The organism is Serinicoccus marinus DSM 15273 (assembly GCF_008386315.1).
Taxonomy (GTDB): domain Bacteria; phylum Actinomycetota; class Actinomycetes; order Actinomycetales; family Dermatophilaceae; genus Ornithinicoccus; species Ornithinicoccus marinus.
The window spans coordinates 2,118,249-2,132,756 of the sequence record NZ_CP043808.1; the positions used below are offsets into that span (position 1 = coordinate 2,118,249).

General features: G+C 71.5%; 13 protein-coding genes. 3 read left to right on the forward strand and 10 right to left on the reverse strand.

The window, feature by feature from the left end; genetic code table 11:
• Positions 1-239: 239 nt before the first annotated feature.
• From FU792_RS09965 to FU792_RS09980, 4 genes are all read right to left on the reverse strand, one after another.
• Positions 240-2,123, reverse strand: coding sequence for a tetratricopeptide repeat protein (locus FU792_RS09965; protein ID WP_149814721.1), 1,884 nt, complete (start codon positions 2,121-2,123; stop codon positions 240-242).
• Between the two features lie 343 nt (positions 2,124-2,466).
• A complete protein-coding gene (locus tag FU792_RS09970; RefSeq protein ID WP_022926120.1) occupies positions 2,467-3,051 on the reverse strand; it encodes a mismatch-specific DNA-glycosylase in 585 nt (194 codons plus the stop codon).
• The gene (locus tag FU792_RS09975) at positions 3,048-3,875 is read right to left on the reverse strand and encodes a M4 family metallopeptidase (protein ID WP_238705967.1); all 828 of its coding nucleotides are present in this window, start codon (positions 3,873-3,875) and stop codon (positions 3,048-3,050) included. Before FU792_RS09975 ends, FU792_RS09970 begins: the two co-directional genes overlap by 4 nt.
• On the reverse strand, positions 3,856-4,197 hold the full coding sequence (locus tag FU792_RS09980; RefSeq protein ID WP_149814723.1) for a hypothetical protein: 342 nt from the start codon (positions 4,195-4,197) through the stop codon (positions 3,856-3,858). Before FU792_RS09980 ends, FU792_RS09975 begins: the two co-directional genes overlap by 20 nt.
• A gap of 334 nt (positions 4,198-4,531) precedes the next feature.
• Here FU792_RS09980 and FU792_RS09990 point away from each other — a divergent pair, with 334 nt between their 5' ends.
• Positions 4,532-4,972 (forward strand): type II toxin-antitoxin system VapC family toxin, encoded by a 441-nt coding sequence (locus tag FU792_RS09990; protein ID WP_022926123.1) that lies wholly within the window; start codon positions 4,532-4,534, stop codon positions 4,970-4,972.
• A gap of 29 nt (positions 4,973-5,001) precedes the next feature.
• On the opposite strand, the gene ffh is transcribed toward FU792_RS09990, so the two are convergent.
• Positions 5,002-6,639: a signal recognition particle protein gene (gene ffh, locus FU792_RS09995; RefSeq protein ID WP_022926124.1), complete on the reverse strand. Its 1,638-nt coding sequence runs from the start codon at positions 6,637-6,639 to the stop codon at positions 5,002-5,004.
• A 94-nt stretch (positions 6,640-6,733) separates the two neighbouring features.
• Between ffh and FU792_RS10000 the strand changes: the two genes are divergently transcribed.
• Positions 6,734-7,675 carry an oxygenase MpaB family protein gene (locus FU792_RS10000; protein WP_022926125.1) on the forward strand — a complete coding sequence of 314 codons (942 nt, stop codon included), beginning with the start codon at positions 6,734-6,736 and terminating at the stop codon, positions 7,673-7,675.
• 109 nt (positions 7,676-7,784) lie between these two features.
• Here the strand turns inward: FU792_RS10000 and ftsY are convergent, their stop codons facing one another.
• Complete coding sequence (gene ftsY, locus FU792_RS10005) at positions 7,785-8,966, reverse strand: signal recognition particle-docking protein FtsY (RefSeq protein ID WP_022926126.1); 1,182 nt, start codon at positions 8,964-8,966, stop codon at positions 7,785-7,787.
• Between the two features lie 111 nt (positions 8,967-9,077).
• On the opposite strand from ftsY, the gene FU792_RS10010 reads away from it, so the two are divergent.
• Positions 9,078-9,809 (forward strand): AAA family ATPase, encoded by a 732-nt coding sequence (locus FU792_RS10010; protein ID WP_022926127.1) that lies wholly within the window; start codon positions 9,078-9,080, stop codon positions 9,807-9,809.
• A gap of 7 nt (positions 9,810-9,816) precedes the next feature.
• Here the strand turns inward: FU792_RS10010 and FU792_RS10015 are convergent, their stop codons facing one another.
• The 4 genes from FU792_RS10015 to smc form a co-directional block, all read right to left on the reverse strand.
• Positions 9,817-10,107: a hypothetical protein gene (locus FU792_RS10015; RefSeq protein ID WP_022926128.1), complete on the reverse strand. Its 291-nt coding sequence runs from the start codon at positions 10,105-10,107 to the stop codon at positions 9,817-9,819.
• 118 nt (positions 10,108-10,225) lie between these two features.
• Positions 10,226-10,732 (reverse strand): hypothetical protein, encoded by a 507-nt coding sequence (locus tag FU792_RS10020; RefSeq protein ID WP_022926129.1) that lies wholly within the window; start codon positions 10,730-10,732, stop codon positions 10,226-10,228.
• Positions 10,729-11,145 carry an AAA family ATPase gene (locus FU792_RS19225; protein WP_420876830.1) on the reverse strand — a complete coding sequence of 139 codons (417 nt, stop codon included), beginning with the start codon at positions 11,143-11,145 and terminating at the stop codon, positions 10,729-10,731. Before FU792_RS19225 ends, FU792_RS10020 begins: the two co-directional genes overlap by 4 nt.
• The gene (gene smc, locus FU792_RS10025; protein WP_420876831.1) at positions 11,055-14,417 is read right to left on the reverse strand and encodes a chromosome segregation protein SMC; all 3,363 of its coding nucleotides are present in this window, start codon (positions 14,415-14,417) and stop codon (positions 11,055-11,057) included. Before smc ends, FU792_RS19225 begins: the two co-directional genes overlap by 91 nt.
• Positions 14,418-14,508 lie beyond the last annotated feature (91 nt).

The following is a 14,508-nucleotide window of genomic DNA, read 5'->3' on the forward strand; positions in this document are numbered from 1 at the left end:
CTCCCGGACTCCTGGCGCCTCATCCTCACCATACCGAGACACCAACGACTCATAGGCCTTCACCGCTTCCTCCGGGCGCCCCAACGCACCCAATGTGATCCCGTGATTCCTCATTCCGGCTGCGACCTGCTCCCGGACTTCTGGCGCCTCATCCTCACCATACCGAGACACCAACGACTCATAGGCCTTCACCGCTTCCTCCGGGCGCCCCAACGCACCCAATGTGATCCCGTGATTCCTCATTCCGGCTGCGACCTGCTCCCGGACTTCTGGCGCCTCATCCTCACCATACCGAGACACCAACGACTCGTAGGCCTTGACTTCCTCCTCCCACGGCCCAACTCGCCCAACGTCACCCCAAGACCGACCATGCCCCTTGCGACCTGCGTCCGGACCCTCAGACACTTATCCTCCGCATACCGAGAAACCAATTCCCGAAAGGCGGCGACGGCTTCCCTCCCCCGGCCCGACTCAGCCAACGTCACCCCAAGACCGACCATGCCCCTTGCGACCTGCGCTCTTACCTCGGGTGTCTCATTACCCCCGTATCGAGATAGTAGCGACTCACAAGCCGCTTGCTCAGCTTCTCCGCGCCCAAAATCGCCCCGCTTGATAGTGAGGTTGGCCATCCCTGCGGCCACCTGCTCACGGACAGCTGCCGTCTCATCCTCCCCATACCGAGACACCAACGACTTATAGATCGAGACCTCCTTCTTTCGAAATCCCAACCCACCCAAGGTCACCCCGAGCGCAACCATCCCACTGGCGACCTGTGCCCTGATCGATGGTGCCTCATCATCCCCATACCGAGACACTAACGACTCGTAGACCTTGACCTCATCCTGTTCACGGCCCATCCCCCCAAACGTGATCGCGAGGTTCCTCATCCCTGCAGCGACCCGCTCCCGGACACCCAGCCTCTCATCCTCTCCATAGCGAGAGACCAACAACTCATAGGCCGCAACCTCATCCTCTCCGCGACCCAAGTCACCCATTGTCACCCCAAGGTTGTACTGACTAACCGCAGCAACCTCCGCGTCTGCGGCTTCCGCGCCTCGAGCAAACGCTCGTGCGGCAACCTCCAAGAGCCCGGTCGACACCGCTACGAGCCCGACCAAACCGGCCGAGAGACTCGTGCCGGTTTCGATCGCAAGATCCCAGGTATTATCCGAGGGGAGTTTTGAGGTGTCTTCGGAACGTATCCTGACAATGTAGTCGAAAGCGGAGTATCCCTGGCTATGTCGGAGCAAGCTAAGGCGTCCCGAAACTGGTTGAAGCGCCCACTGTTTCGCGGCGCTAAAGGCATCGTCCGTAGGAACGATGTGTTCGGGGGGATCATACTCCCACAGCTCCCGCAGCACTTCCTCGGAAATCGGGTCAGTGCGTCCGCAGCGGGCCCAGTCCACAGCCACCTCGACGAGGTGCACCCCCTCCCAACAAGGGGGGTAGCCATCGGCATGCTTGGCCGTCTCCAACTTGCGGATCAAGGCTGGCCCCGCGACCAGGCAGGCCGCCAAGCCGTGCTTACGAATCATACTGACCTGCTCTGCAGGCAACCGTTCCTCAAGCTCGCCGGGGTCGGTGTCTTCGGCAGCTGTAATGAGCGCAACATTGGCAAGCCGGCGCAGCTCGTCTAAAACTGAGGCAAATTCTTCCGGCCGCTCCGCCGCAACCACGGCCCCGCCAGCGGTTGCTGCAACAATACGTCTCGGGCCAGAGTTGTGCCACGCCCTTAAATGCTGCGTCGTCAGACCTTGATTTACAAAACGCTCAACATCATCAAGCCATAGGACCGCACAAGCCGTTTCCGGAATGGTTGGTTCCTGTCCCGGAACCAGTAGAGAAATTAGCGCATCAGCATCGACTGGGGCCACTACCACCGGAATCGGCTGCAGTGCCGACAGTGCCTCAAAAAGGGCTCGCGACTTGCCCACCTTCGACGGCCCTTGGACGAGCACAATCCAGAGCTTCCCGTCGCGGGCTGCTGCAACGTTGCCGCGGATACGCTCATCGAAGGGGCGTCGAATGTAGGCAGGAACCTCGCCCCCACCTAGCAGGTCATGATCCGCGGCGGCTACCCCAACGTCAATGGGATTGATCTCGGTGATGGGCACCACCTCCACCCGGAAGCGCCTAGCCAGGTTTTCGCGCTCCTGTCGGCTCTCGAGGCGGGCCCCTCCCAAAGTAAGCAGCCAACCACAAGCCGTGACGAATCCCGTCACGGCTGCACCCAGCCAGGGCCATTGATCGACACCTAGCGCTCCCAGAAGGAGGAATACGGCAGTCACGACCAGCCCGACGCCGGCGACAACTCGCTGCCGTCGTGCCCAACCGTCGGAGGTCGTCTCCCAATGCATACGTCATCCTCCATCAACAGGCAGCTGTCTATCAATGTCGGGGTTCGCCCCCCCCTTGGTCAACCAGCCCGTGATGCTGCTTCGCTTAGCCCCTCCCCCGCTGTCCGTCTCAGACGACCCCGGCCGCCCGGGCAGGCTCGGCGTAGGCGTGCGCCAGCGACTCCACCGTCTCGTGGGCGTTGAGCCCGCTGGGGTTGGGGACCACCCACAGCTCGGCACCCTCGAGCTGCTCGGGCTGGCGGCCGGGCGTCGCCCCGCGCACCCCGAAGGCGCTGCGGTATGCCGTGATCCCCGCGACGGCGACGACCGCCGGTCGCACCCGGCGCACCGTGTCGCGCAGCCGCTCGCCGCCCTGACGCAGCTCCACGGCGCTCAGCTCGTCGGCGCGGGCGGTGGCCCGGGGCACGAGGTTGGTGATCCCGATGCCCCGGTCGAGCAGGTGGTCACGGTCCTCGTCGTCCATCCCAGCAGCCGGGTCGATGCGACGCCCGCTGATCCCGGCCCGCTCGAGCGCGGGGTAGAACCGGTTGCCCGGATGGGCGAAGTGGGTCAGCGTCGCGGCGGTCCACAGGCCGGGGTTGATCCCGACGAAGAGCAGCCGCACCCTCGGCCCCGAGCCCGGTTCCGGGAGGAGGTCGGGGACCTCGGCCCCCCGGTAGGAGTGCAACTCCTCCCGCGTGAAGCGGGGCGTCACGAGACCGGCAGCCCCACGCCGTCCCAGGCCGAGAGCAGGGCGTCGAGCACCTCCGGGGCATCGGCATACCGCTCCCGCGCGGACTCCGCGGTGGCGGCGGCGAAGGTGGCGAAGTCGACGTCCCGCGCGATCCGGCCGCGGGTGGCGAGGGTGTCGTACCAGACCTGGCCGGCCCGCTCCCAGGCCCGTCCCCCGAGCCCGGTGGCGAAGAGGTGGAACGCCTTGTTGGGGATGCCGGAGTTGATGTGCACCCCGCCGTTGTCGTTGTCGGCGTCGTGCGGCAGGTCGACGTAGTCGTCCATGTGCGCCGGTTGCGGGTCCTGGCCGAGGGCAGGGTCGTCGTAGGCGGTGCCGGGAGCGGCCATCGAGCGCAGCGCCACGCCCTGGACGCGATCGGTGAGCAGGTCGGCGCCGATGAGCCAGTCGGCCGAGCCGGCGTCCTGCCCCAGGAGCCGCTGCCGCACCAGCGCACCCAGGACGTCGCAGACCGACTCGTTGAGCGCGCCCGGCTGGCCGACGTAGGTCAGGCCAGAGGTGTACTGCACCAGCCCGTGACCCAGCTCGTGCGCGATGACGTCCAGGCTCGCGGTGAACCGCCGGAAATAGACGCCGTCCCCGTCGCCGAAGACCCATCTGCCGGCGTCCCAGAAGGCGTTTGTCGTAGTCGCGCCCGTAGTGACCGTGGCCGCGAGCAGCATGCCCTGACCGTCGAGGGAGTCCCGGCCGTAGGAACGCGCGAGCAGCTCCCACGTCGCGCCCAGGCCGTCGTAGGCCTCGGTGGCAGCGACGTCGCCGGTTAGCGGGTCACCCTCGCCGCGGACCAACCGGCCGGGCAGCGTGGTCGCCCCACCAGCGTCGTAGATGCTGCGCCGGGGCGCCGCGTCGTCGGGGGCACGACGGTCCGCGCCAGGTCGGGGTCGACGACCGGTTCGGCGGGCAGCCGCGCAGCGGCAGCGTCGTGGGCAGGATCGTCCCCTGGGACGGCGGCTCTCCTCCCGGCCACCGGGTCGCCATCAGCTCCCGGCGCCCCCGCGTCCGCTCGCTGTCCTGCAGCGTGGCCTGGACGACCGGAGCGACCTCCGGGTCGGCCTGGGCGATCCGGGCCAGCAGGTAGCCCGGGATGATCGTGCAGCGTGTCCCCGTCATGCCTCCACTCTGGCACGCGGCACCCACAGATCACTGTTCGTCACGTGTCATCAGACATCCTCATGAGTGATGCTATGCTGTCACGATGCGCACCACGGTCACGCTCGACCCGGACACGGAGTCCCTGATCCGGCAGGAGATGCTGCGCCGGGGGTCTCCTTCAAGCGGGCCCTGAACGACGCCATCCGCGCGGGGAGCACCGGCCGCCAGTCACCCGCGCCCTTCCGCACCCAGGTGCACGACCTCGGTGAGCCGACGGTGAACCTCGACCGCGCGCTGCAGCTCAGCGGCGAGCTCGAGACGAAGAACTGATCAGACAGGCCAGGACCGGTCAGTGAGGGTCGTCGACGCCAACGTCCTCCTGTATGCCGTCAACCCGTCGGCGCGACACCACGAGGCGTCCCGCCGGTGGTTGGACGGTGCCCTCAGCGGTAGTGAGACGGTCGGGTTCAGCTGGCTGGTGCTCACCGCCTTCGTCCGGCTGTCGACCAAGGTGGGCCTGTTCCCCCACCCGCTCCAGCCTGGCCAGGCGATGGCGGTCGTGCGTGCCTGGTTGGGCGCTCCCGGGGCGAGGATGCTCGAGCCCGGCGGGGCACACCTCACCCTCATGGAGTCGATCCTGAGCGAGGTGGGTAGCGGCGGCAACCTGGTCAGCGACGCCCACCTCGCCGCCATCGCTCTCGAGGCGAACGCCGGCATCGTCAGCTATGACACGGACTTCTCACGCTTCGAAAGGGTGCGCTGCTCCCGACCGGATGACCTCCTCGGTCGCTGAGCGCACCCAGGTGGACCTCGACCGAGCGCTCAGCCCTTGCCGCCGTCGAGGTACTTCTCGAAGCCCGGCGGCAGCTTGAGCCCGGACAGGTCGTTGCCCTGCCCAGGGTCGTCCTCCAGCCCGGCGGCCCCACCGCCGAAGGCGCTCTCCAGCGAGCGCTCCCGGGCCGCCTGCTCCTTGGCCGCGGCCTCCCGCTCCTGCTGCGCCCGCTTGGCCGGGTTGCCCGACTTGCCCTTCTTGCGCTGCTGCTGCTTGCCCTTCTTGGCGCCACCCCCGGCGCCGCCCATGCCGGGCATCCCCGGCATACCGGGCATGCCGCCGCCCTTCTTGAGCTGACGCATCATCTTCTGCGCCTCGCCGAAGCGCTCGATGAGCTGGTTGACCTCGCCGACGCTCACACCGGAGCCGCGCGCGACGCGAGCGCGGCGCGAGCCGTTGAGGATCTTGGGGTGGCCACGCTCGAGCGGGGTCATCGAGCGGACCATGGCCTCGACCCGGTCGAACTCGCGCTCGTCGAGGGAGTCCAGCTGCGCCTTCATCCCCTGCATCCCGGGCATCATCCCGAGCATCTGCTTCAGCGAACCCATCCGCTTGATCGCCGACATCTGCTCGAGGAAGTCGTCGAAGGTGAAGTCCTCGTCGGAGAGGAACTTGCGGGTCATCTCCTTCGCCTGAGCCTGGTCGAAGGCCTTCTCCGCCTGCTCGATGAGGGTCAGCACGTCGCCCATGTCGAGGATGCGCGAGGCCATCCGGTCGGGGTGGAACAGCTCGACGTCCTTGACCCCCTCCCCGGTGGAGGCGAAGAGGATCGGCTGCCCGGTGACGGTCGCGACCGACAGCGCGGCGCCACCGCGGGCGTCGCCGTCGAGCTTGGACAGCACGGTGCCGGTGATGCCGACGCCGTCGGCGAAGGCCTTCGCGGTGTCGACCGCGGCCTGCCCGATCATCGCGTCGATGACGAAGAGCACCTCGTGCGCGCTCGTCTCGACCCGGATGTCGTGCGCCTGGCGCATGAGGTCGACGTCGACGGCCAGCCGGCCGGCGGTGTCGATGATGACGACGTCGTGGTTCTTGCGGCGGGCCTCCTCGACCCCGTCGACCGCGACGTCGACCGGGTCCCCGAAGCTGCGGGTCCCCTCCCCCGACTCCAGGGTCGCGTCGTGGCCGAAGATGTTGCCGCGCTCGGGCGCGAAGACCGGCACCCCGGCGCGCTCGCCGACGACCTCGAGCTGGGTGACGGCGTTGGGGCGCTGCAGGTCGGCGGCCACGAGCATCGGGGTATGTCCCTGGTCCGCGAGCATCCTGCCCAGCTTGCCCGCGAAGGTGGTCTTTCCCGAGCCCTGCAGGCCGGCGAGCATGATGACGGTGGGCGGGTTCTTGGCGAGGTTGAGCCGCCGCGTCTGGCCCCCGAGGATCGCGACGAGCTCCTCGTTGACGATCTTGACGATCTGCTGCGCCGGGTTCAGCGCCTGGTGCACCTCGGCGCCCAGCCCCCGCTCGCGGATCCGGCCGGTGAACTCCTTGACCACGGGCAGCGCCACGTCGGCGTCCAGCAGCGCCATCCGGATGTCGCGGATGGTGGAGTTGAGGTCGGACTCGGTGACGGTGCCCTTGCGCTTGAGGTTGCGGAAGGTCTGCGTCAGGCGGTCGGAGAGACTGGTGAACACCCGCCCTACGATACGTGCCGCGCGGCGCCGACCGGTCCGCCGCTGGGTCACCTCCGGCGCGCACCGGGCCCCTCCGGCTGCGCATACTGGGCCCGTGCCCTCCCCCCGACTCGCCGAGCAGGCCCGCAACCGCCTCGCCGAGGCGCTGCGGCAGCGGGTGGCGGGACCGGACGCCGCACCCCGGGCCGCGGCCATCTGGCTGGCTCCGGGAGAGCGCCGGTTCGTCCCCTCCGACCCGATCTGCCGGGTGCATGGCCACGCCGGGATGTATGCCGGGGGCATCCGCGCGCTGCTCCTCCAGGCGTTGCACCCGTTGGCGATGGCCGGCGTGGGCGAGCACTCCGGCTACCGCGGCGACCCGTGGGGCCGGCTGCAACGCACGAGCGAGTTCATCGCGATGACGACCTACGGGCCGGTGGACTCCGCGCAACGCGTGATCGACCGGATCAACAGGGTGCACCGCACGGTCAGGGGGACCGCGACGGACGGGCGACGGTATGCCGCCACCGACCCGCACCTGCTGCGCTGGGTGCACGTCGCCGAGATCGACAGCTTCCTCCTGGCCCACCAGCACTACGCGCGGACCCCGCTCACTCCCACCGAGGCGGACCGCTACGTCGACCAGGCGGCGTGGGCCGCCGAGGAGCTCGGGGTGCTCGACCCGCCGCGCACGGCGCGGGGTCTGGCCGAGTCGCTCGCGGCATACCGGCCCGAGCTGGAGGCCAGCGAGGGGGCGCTCGACGTCGCCCGCTTCCTGCTGGCCGAGCCGCCGCTGCCGTGGGCCGCGCGACCCGGATTCTGGATGCTCGCCGCCGGCGCGGTGCAGATGCTGCCCGGGTATGCCCGCGACCTGCTCGGGCTGCGTCTGCCGGGGCCGCTGCGCGCCCTGGAGCGACCCGCGCTGGCGGCGCTCGACCCGCTCGGCCGGCTCGGGACCGCGGCGGTCGGCTGGGCGCTCAGCAGTCCTGACGACCCGCGCAACTCACCCCAGAGCTCGGCCGTCGTCGACCGCACCGCCCGGGCACCCCACTCCTAGCCGTCAGCCGTCAGCCGTCAGCCGTCAGCCGACGATCCCACGGTCGGCTTCCGCGGCACCCTCCGGGCCTCCCCGCTCGTCCCTCGCGGCTCGTGTCCTCGGCCGCCTGTCAGCCGACGATCGCCGAGACGAAGGCCTCCGGGTCGAACGGCGCCAGGTCGTCCGGGCCCTCGCCCAGCCCGATGAGCTTCACCGGGACGCCCAGCTTGCGCTGCACGTTGACGACGATGCCGCCCTTGGCGGTGCCGTCCATCTTGGTCAGGACGATCCCGGTGATCGCGACCTCCCGGGCGAACTCCTCCGCCTGCCGCATGCCGTTCTGCCCCGTCGTGGCGTCCAGCACGAGCAGCACCTCGCCGACCGGGGCCACCTTCTCCACGACCCGCTTGATCTTGCCGAGCTCGTCCATGAGGCCCCGCTTGGTGTGGAGCCGCCCGGCGGTGTCGACGAGCACGACATCGACCTCGGCGTCCACCCCGCCCTTGACGGCGTCGTAGGCGACCGACGCGGGGTCGGCGCCCTCGGTGTGCGAGCGCACGGTGGGCACACCCACCCGCTCACCCCAGGTCTGGAGCTGGTCGGCGGCGGCGGCGCGGAAGGTGTCGGCGGCGCCGAAGAGCACGTCCTTGTCCTCGGCGACGAGCACCCGACCGAGCTTGCCCACCGTCGTGGTCTTGCCGGTCCCGTTGACGCCCACCACGAGGATGACCGCCGGGTGCTCGCCCTCGCGGCTCGCGGCGATCCGCCGGTCGAGGGTCGGGTCGACGAGCCGGAGCAGGTCGTCGTGCAGCCACTGCTTCACCTGGGCCGCGTCGGTCGTGCCGTCCACCTTGACCTGCGTCCGCAGCGAGTCGACGAGCTCCTGGGTCGCCTCCACGCCGAGGTCGGAGGCGAGCAGGGTGTCCTCGACGTCCTCCCAGTCCTGCTCGCTGAGGCCACCGCGTGACAGCAGCGCCAGGAGCGCGTTGCCGATGGCGTTGTTGGAGCGGGCGAGCCGGGCGCGCAGCCGCTGCAGCCGGCCGCGGGCCGAGTCCGGCCGCTCCAGCGTGGGCGCGGGCGCCTCGGGCTCCTCGACCGCGACCCCACCACCGCGATTCTCGACCTCGCCGGAGGGCTCGGACCGCTCCTCGGTGAGGACATCGGAGTCCTCCTCCCGCCGCGTGCCGGCGGGCGGCAGCGTCGCCGAGTCACCACCTCGACCGCGGACCAGCGCCACCAGCAGCGCGAGACCCCCGAGCACCACGACGGTGACGAGGGTCAGGATCTCCCAGAGCTCGTTGATCGGTCCCACGACGTCAGTCTCTCAGACCGGCTCGGCCGATCCGCACCGCGCGACCGGCGCCGGGCGCGCGCAGCAGCGTGCTGGGCGAAGTGTGTCCGCGCCCCGGCATACCGTGCAGGTATGCCGACGCCCCAGGAGCGCGCCCCGGTGCCGGTCAGACGGGTCGAGCGCGACCCGCAGTCCGCGCTGCCGGACGAGCACACCTGGCCGCGGACCATCCCGGCCGTCGCCCAGCTGATCGCCGAGGGCCTCGACCTCGGACGGGCCACGGTGCTCGTCGGGCCGAACGGCTCGGGCAAGTCCACCATCCTGGAGGCGGTGGCGATGACCTACGGCCTCAACGCCGAGGGCGGCTCCACCGGCGCGATGCATCGGACGCGCACGACCGAGTCCGACCTCGCGCAGTGGTTGCGCGTCGTGCGGGGCCCGGGGGCCTCCCGGTGGGGCTACTTCGTGCGGGCCGAGACGATGCACGGCCTGTTCAGCTATCTGCAGGACACGGTGCGGCACGACTTCCACCGGTTCTCGCACGGGGAAGCCTTCGTCGAGCTTCTGGGCTCGCGCCGCTACCAGGGGGACGGCTTCTTCGTCTGGGACGAGCCCGAGGCCGGCCTGTCCTTCGAGGCCCAGCTGCACCTGCTGTCCGAGCTCGTGGAGATCGCCGCCCGGCCGGGGGCGCAGGTCCTCATGGCGACGCACTCACCGGTCCTGGCCGCCCTGCCCGGGGCCGTGGTGCTCGAGTGCTCCGAGGAGGGGATGCGGGAGACCGCGTGGGACCGGCTCGACATGGTCGACCACTACCGGCGGTTCCTGGAGGCGCCGGAGCGCTACCTGCGGCACCTGCGCGCCTGAGAGCTCCTCAGCTGGCGGCGGGGTACTCACCCGGCGAGTCGTCCTGCGCCGACGGGGCGGTGGACGCCGAGCGGCGGCGCTCACGCAGCGCCTGGGTGCGCTGGGCGGCGGAGCGGCCGAGCTGCTCTCCGCGGCTCCGGACCTGCTCGCCGCGCCGACGCGCCCCGGCGATGAGCTCCTCCCCCTCGGGGGTCCAGAACTCTCCCCGGCCCTCGCGACGCGCCTCGATCATGACGTACCCCACGACCCCCGCGCCCAGGGCGACACACAGCAGCATGGCCAGGACTAGTGCAAGCATGTGACCAGTGTGCCGCTCGGTGTGCGCCGGAGCCGATCTGACGCCCGGCGTGTCGCGGGCGTGTCGCCCTCAGGGTGAGCGGAATCACACGACACAGACCGTGCGGCCGGTCGGGGAGTCAGCGGGCGAGGTCCCGCTCGATGCGGCGCAGCGTCTGCCGGGTGGAGGCGATGAGCCCCGCGTCGCCGGCGGCCTCCCGCAGCGCCAGGGCTCGCGACGCGGCCGCGTGCGCCTCCTCCGGTCGACCCTCGTCGAGGAGCACCTTGGCCCGGTGCTGGTGGACCAGGGCGGCCCGCGGGTCGTCGCCGGCGAGGATCTCCTCCGCGGCGTCGAGCAGCGCGTGCGCGGGCGCATACTCGCCCCGCCAGTGGTGCACGTGCGCCAGCCGGACCGCCGCGAGCGCCCAGGGGGAGGACCCAGCGTCCTGCTCGGCCAGGCGCGCCTGCCCCGCGGCCAGCGCCGCGTCGAGCTCGCCCAGCATCCGCAGCAGCGCGACGGCGTGCGGGTCCTCGGGCGTCTCCTCGACCCACTCGCGGGTCTCCTCCCCGTCGAGCAGCTCCTCGCGCAGCGTCTCGTCATCGATGACGTAGGCGGGGAACTCGGCGCCGCCGAAGACCACCGTCATGCGGGCGACGGCTCGGGCTCGGGGGCGGGCGCGCGGCGGCGGGTGGGCTGCTCCACCCCGTCGGCGGCGACGTCCTTGATCCGCTGGCTCACCACCGTGGTCACGCCGTCGCCACGCATGGAGACGCCGTAGAGCGCGTCGGCGATCTCCATCGTGCGCTTCTGGTGGGTGATGACGATGAGCTGGCTGGAGTCGCGCAGCTCCTCGAAGAGGGTGATGAGCCGGCCCAGGTTGGTGTCGTCGAGCGCGGCCTCCACCTCGTCCATGATGTAGAACGGGCTGGGCCGGGCCTTGAAGATCGCGACGAGCAGCGCCACCGCCGTCAGCGACCGTTCCCCGCCGGAGAGCAGCGAGAGGCGCTTGATCTTCTTGCCCGGGGGCCGCGCCTCGACCTCGATGCCGGTGGTGAGCATGTTGTCCGGGTCGGTGAGCGTGATCCGCCCCTCACCCCCGGGAAGAGGCGCGAGAAGACGCGCTCGAACTGCGCGGCCGTGTCGTGGAAGGCCTCGGTGAAGACCCGCTCCACCCGCTCGTCCACCGAGCGGACGATCTCCAGCAGGTCCTCCTTGGAGCGCCGCAGGTCCTCCACCTGCTCGGTGAGGAAGGTATGCCGCTCCTCGAGCGCGGCGAACTCCTCCAGGGCGAGCGGGTTGACCTTGCCGAGCTGGTTCAGGGCACGCTCCGCCTTGCGCAGCCGCTTGTCCTGGGCCTCCCGGACGAACGGCTGGGCCTCGGGCAGGTCCGCGTCCGGGTCGTCCGGGGCGGGGTCGTCCGGTCCGGGGATGACAGGGACGGGCAGGTGCGGACCGTACTCGTCCAGCAACGTCTGCGGGTCCACACCCAGCTCCTCGACGGACCGGGTCTGCAGCGCCTCGATGCGCAGCCGCTGCTCGGCGCGGGCGATCTCGTCGGCGTGCACGGAGTCGGTGAGGTCACGCAGGTCGTCGGCGAGCTCGCGGGCCTGCTGCCGGGCGGTCGCGAGCGCCTGGTCACGCTCCGCCTGCTCCGCCTGCCCGCGGGAGCGTTCCTGCGCCGCCCGCTCCACGACCTGCTCGGCCCGCGCCAGGAGGTAGCCCGCCCCCGCACGCACCGCCGCGGCGGTGTCACGCTCCCGGCCCCGGCGTTCCCGCCGCTGCGCGGCCTGCCGCCGGGCGGCGAGCTCGCCCGCGGCGGCAGACTCCAGGCTGTCGGCCCGGCCGGACAGCGCGGTGACGCGCTCCTCCTGGGTGCGCAGGGCCAGCCGTGCCTCGGTCTCCAGCGTCCGCGCCCGGGCGGCCGCCTCGGCGAGGCGCTCCCGCTCGGTGGTGTCCGGCTCCTCGGTCCCCTCCTGGCTGGCGAGCTGCTCGGCGTCGGCCAGCCGCTGCTCCAGCTCGGCGAGCTCGGCGCGGGTCGTGGCCAGGGACTCCTCGGCGGTGCCGATGGCGGTGGTGGCCCGCTCGTGCTCGGCCCGTGCCGTGCGCATCGTCTGGCCGAGCTGGGAGAGCTGCTCGGCCACCGCGGTCATCCGCGCGTCGGAGTCGTGCAACGCGTCCAGCGCCTCGTCGGCGCCGCGCAGCGCCTCCTCCAGGTCCTCCGTGGCCGAGCTCAGCGCGAAGGTCGCCCGCTCGGCGCGCGACGTCGCCTCCTGGACCCCGCTCTGCGCCTCCTCCAGCGCCGAGGTCAGCTCCAACATGCTGGGGGCGGCCGACGACCCCCCGCGGACCCATCCCGGGCCGTAGACGTCCCCGGTACCGGTGACCACCGTGATGCCGGGCAGCGCCCGCACCAGCAGCGCGGCGTCGTCGGCGTCGTCGACCAGGGCCACCTGCTCCAGCAGTCCGGTGACCGCTCGCCGCAGCGCCTCGTCCCCGTCCTTGGCGCGCACCATGTCGGCGGCCCACACGGCATACCCGGGGAGCTCGGGCCAGCGCTCCCGCTCGGCACCGTCGTCGGCCTCCCCCGTCACCAGCTCGGGGACCATGAGACCGGCCTGCCCCTGGTCCTGGTCGCGCAGCCAGGCCAGCGCGTCCTGCGCCTGGCCCAGCCCGTCGGCGACGAGCGCCTCACCGGCCCAGCCCAGCGCGGCCGCGACCGCGGCCTCGCGGCCGGCCTCGACCACGAGGTGGTCGGTCACGGTGCCGGTCACGCCGGTCACGCCGTCGGCCGACAGCAGCGCGCTCGCGCCGTCGGTGCGCCGCAGGCTCAGCGACAGCGCCTCCACCCGGGCCCCCCACTGCGCCTGCTCCGCCTGCGCCGCGCGCAGCTCCTCGGTCAGCCGCTCGACCTCCTCGCCCGCCTCGGCCCGGCGCTGCTCCGCGGCCTCGTAGTGCTCGTCGAGCCCTTCCTCGCCCTGCTCGACGTCGAGGACCGTGCCCTCGAGAGCAGCGTAGTCCTGCTCGGCCTTCTCCGCCCGCTGCACGACGGCCGCGGCCACCTGCTGCAGCCGGGTGACCTCGCCCTCGCCGGCCTCGAGCCGGGAGCGTCGGGCGGCCACCTGCCCGGACAGCCGAGCCAGCCCCTCGCGACGGTCCGCCGCGGCCCTCGCCAACCGCTGGAGCCGCGCCTGCTCCTGGGCGTGCGCGTCCTCGGCCTGCGCCCGCGCCCCCTCCGCGTCGGCCAGCGCGGCCGCGAGCTCGGCCACCCGGGCCTGCAGCGCGGCCTCCTCCTCCCGGACCCGCGCCGCCTGTGCACGCAGCTCCTCGGGGTCGCGGCCACGGTGGGAGCGACCGCTCTCCTCCGCGGCCAGCTCCTCGGCCTCCGCGCCGAGCAGGCGCACCCGCTCGGCGGCGAGGTCACCCAGGGCCCGGGCCCGCTCCACCAGGGAGGACAGGGCATACCACCGGTCCTGCACCGCGGTGATCGCCGGCGCCGCCGCGGCCCGCTCCTGCTCCAGCTCGGCGACCCTGGTCTCGGCGGACCGCGCCGCCTCCTGCACCCGGGTGCGTCGCTCGATGAGGGCCCGCTCGTCGGCGAGCTCGGCCTCCAGCGCGCTCGTGAGCTGGACGAGGTCGTCGGCGAGGATGCGCAGCCGGGCGTCGCGCACCTCCGCCTGGATCGTCGCGGCCCGCCGGGCGGTCTCCGCCTGCCGGCCGAGCGGCCCGAGCTGGCGGCGGATCTCGGTGGTCAGGTCGGTGAGGCGGGTGAGGTTGCCTTCCATCGTCTCGAGCTTGCGCAGCGCCCGCTCCTTGCGCTTGCGGTGCTTGAGGACGCCGGCCGCCTCCTCGATGAAGCCGCGCCGCTCCTCGGGGGTGGCGCGCAGCACCTGGTCCAGCTGCCCCTGGCCGACGATGACGTGCATCTCGCGCCCGATGCCGGAGTCGGAGAGCAGCTCCTGCACGTCGAGCAGGCGGCAGGAGGTGCCGTTGATGGCGTACTCCGACCCGCCGGTGCGGAACATCGTGCGGGTGATCGTCACCTCGCTGTAGTCGATCGGCAGCGCGCCGTCGGTGTTGTCGATGGTGAGCGAGACCTCGGCGCGACCCAGCGGCTGGCGGCCGGAGGTGCCGGCGAAGATGACGTCCTCCATCTTGCCGCCGCGCAGGCTCTTGGCCCCCTGCTCCCCCATCACCCAGGCGAGCGCGTCGACGACGTTGGACTTGCCCGAGCCGTTGGGTCCGACGATGCAGGTGATGCCCGGCTCGAGCCGCATGCTCGTCGCCGAGGCGAACGACTTGAAGCCCTTGAGGGTCAGGCTCTTCACATACATGTGGCTGGGTCTTCCGCACTGGTCGCCGGGTCGGTGGTCCGGTCAACATACCTGCCGGGTATGCCGCGACCCGGCCGCCACACCCGGCTCC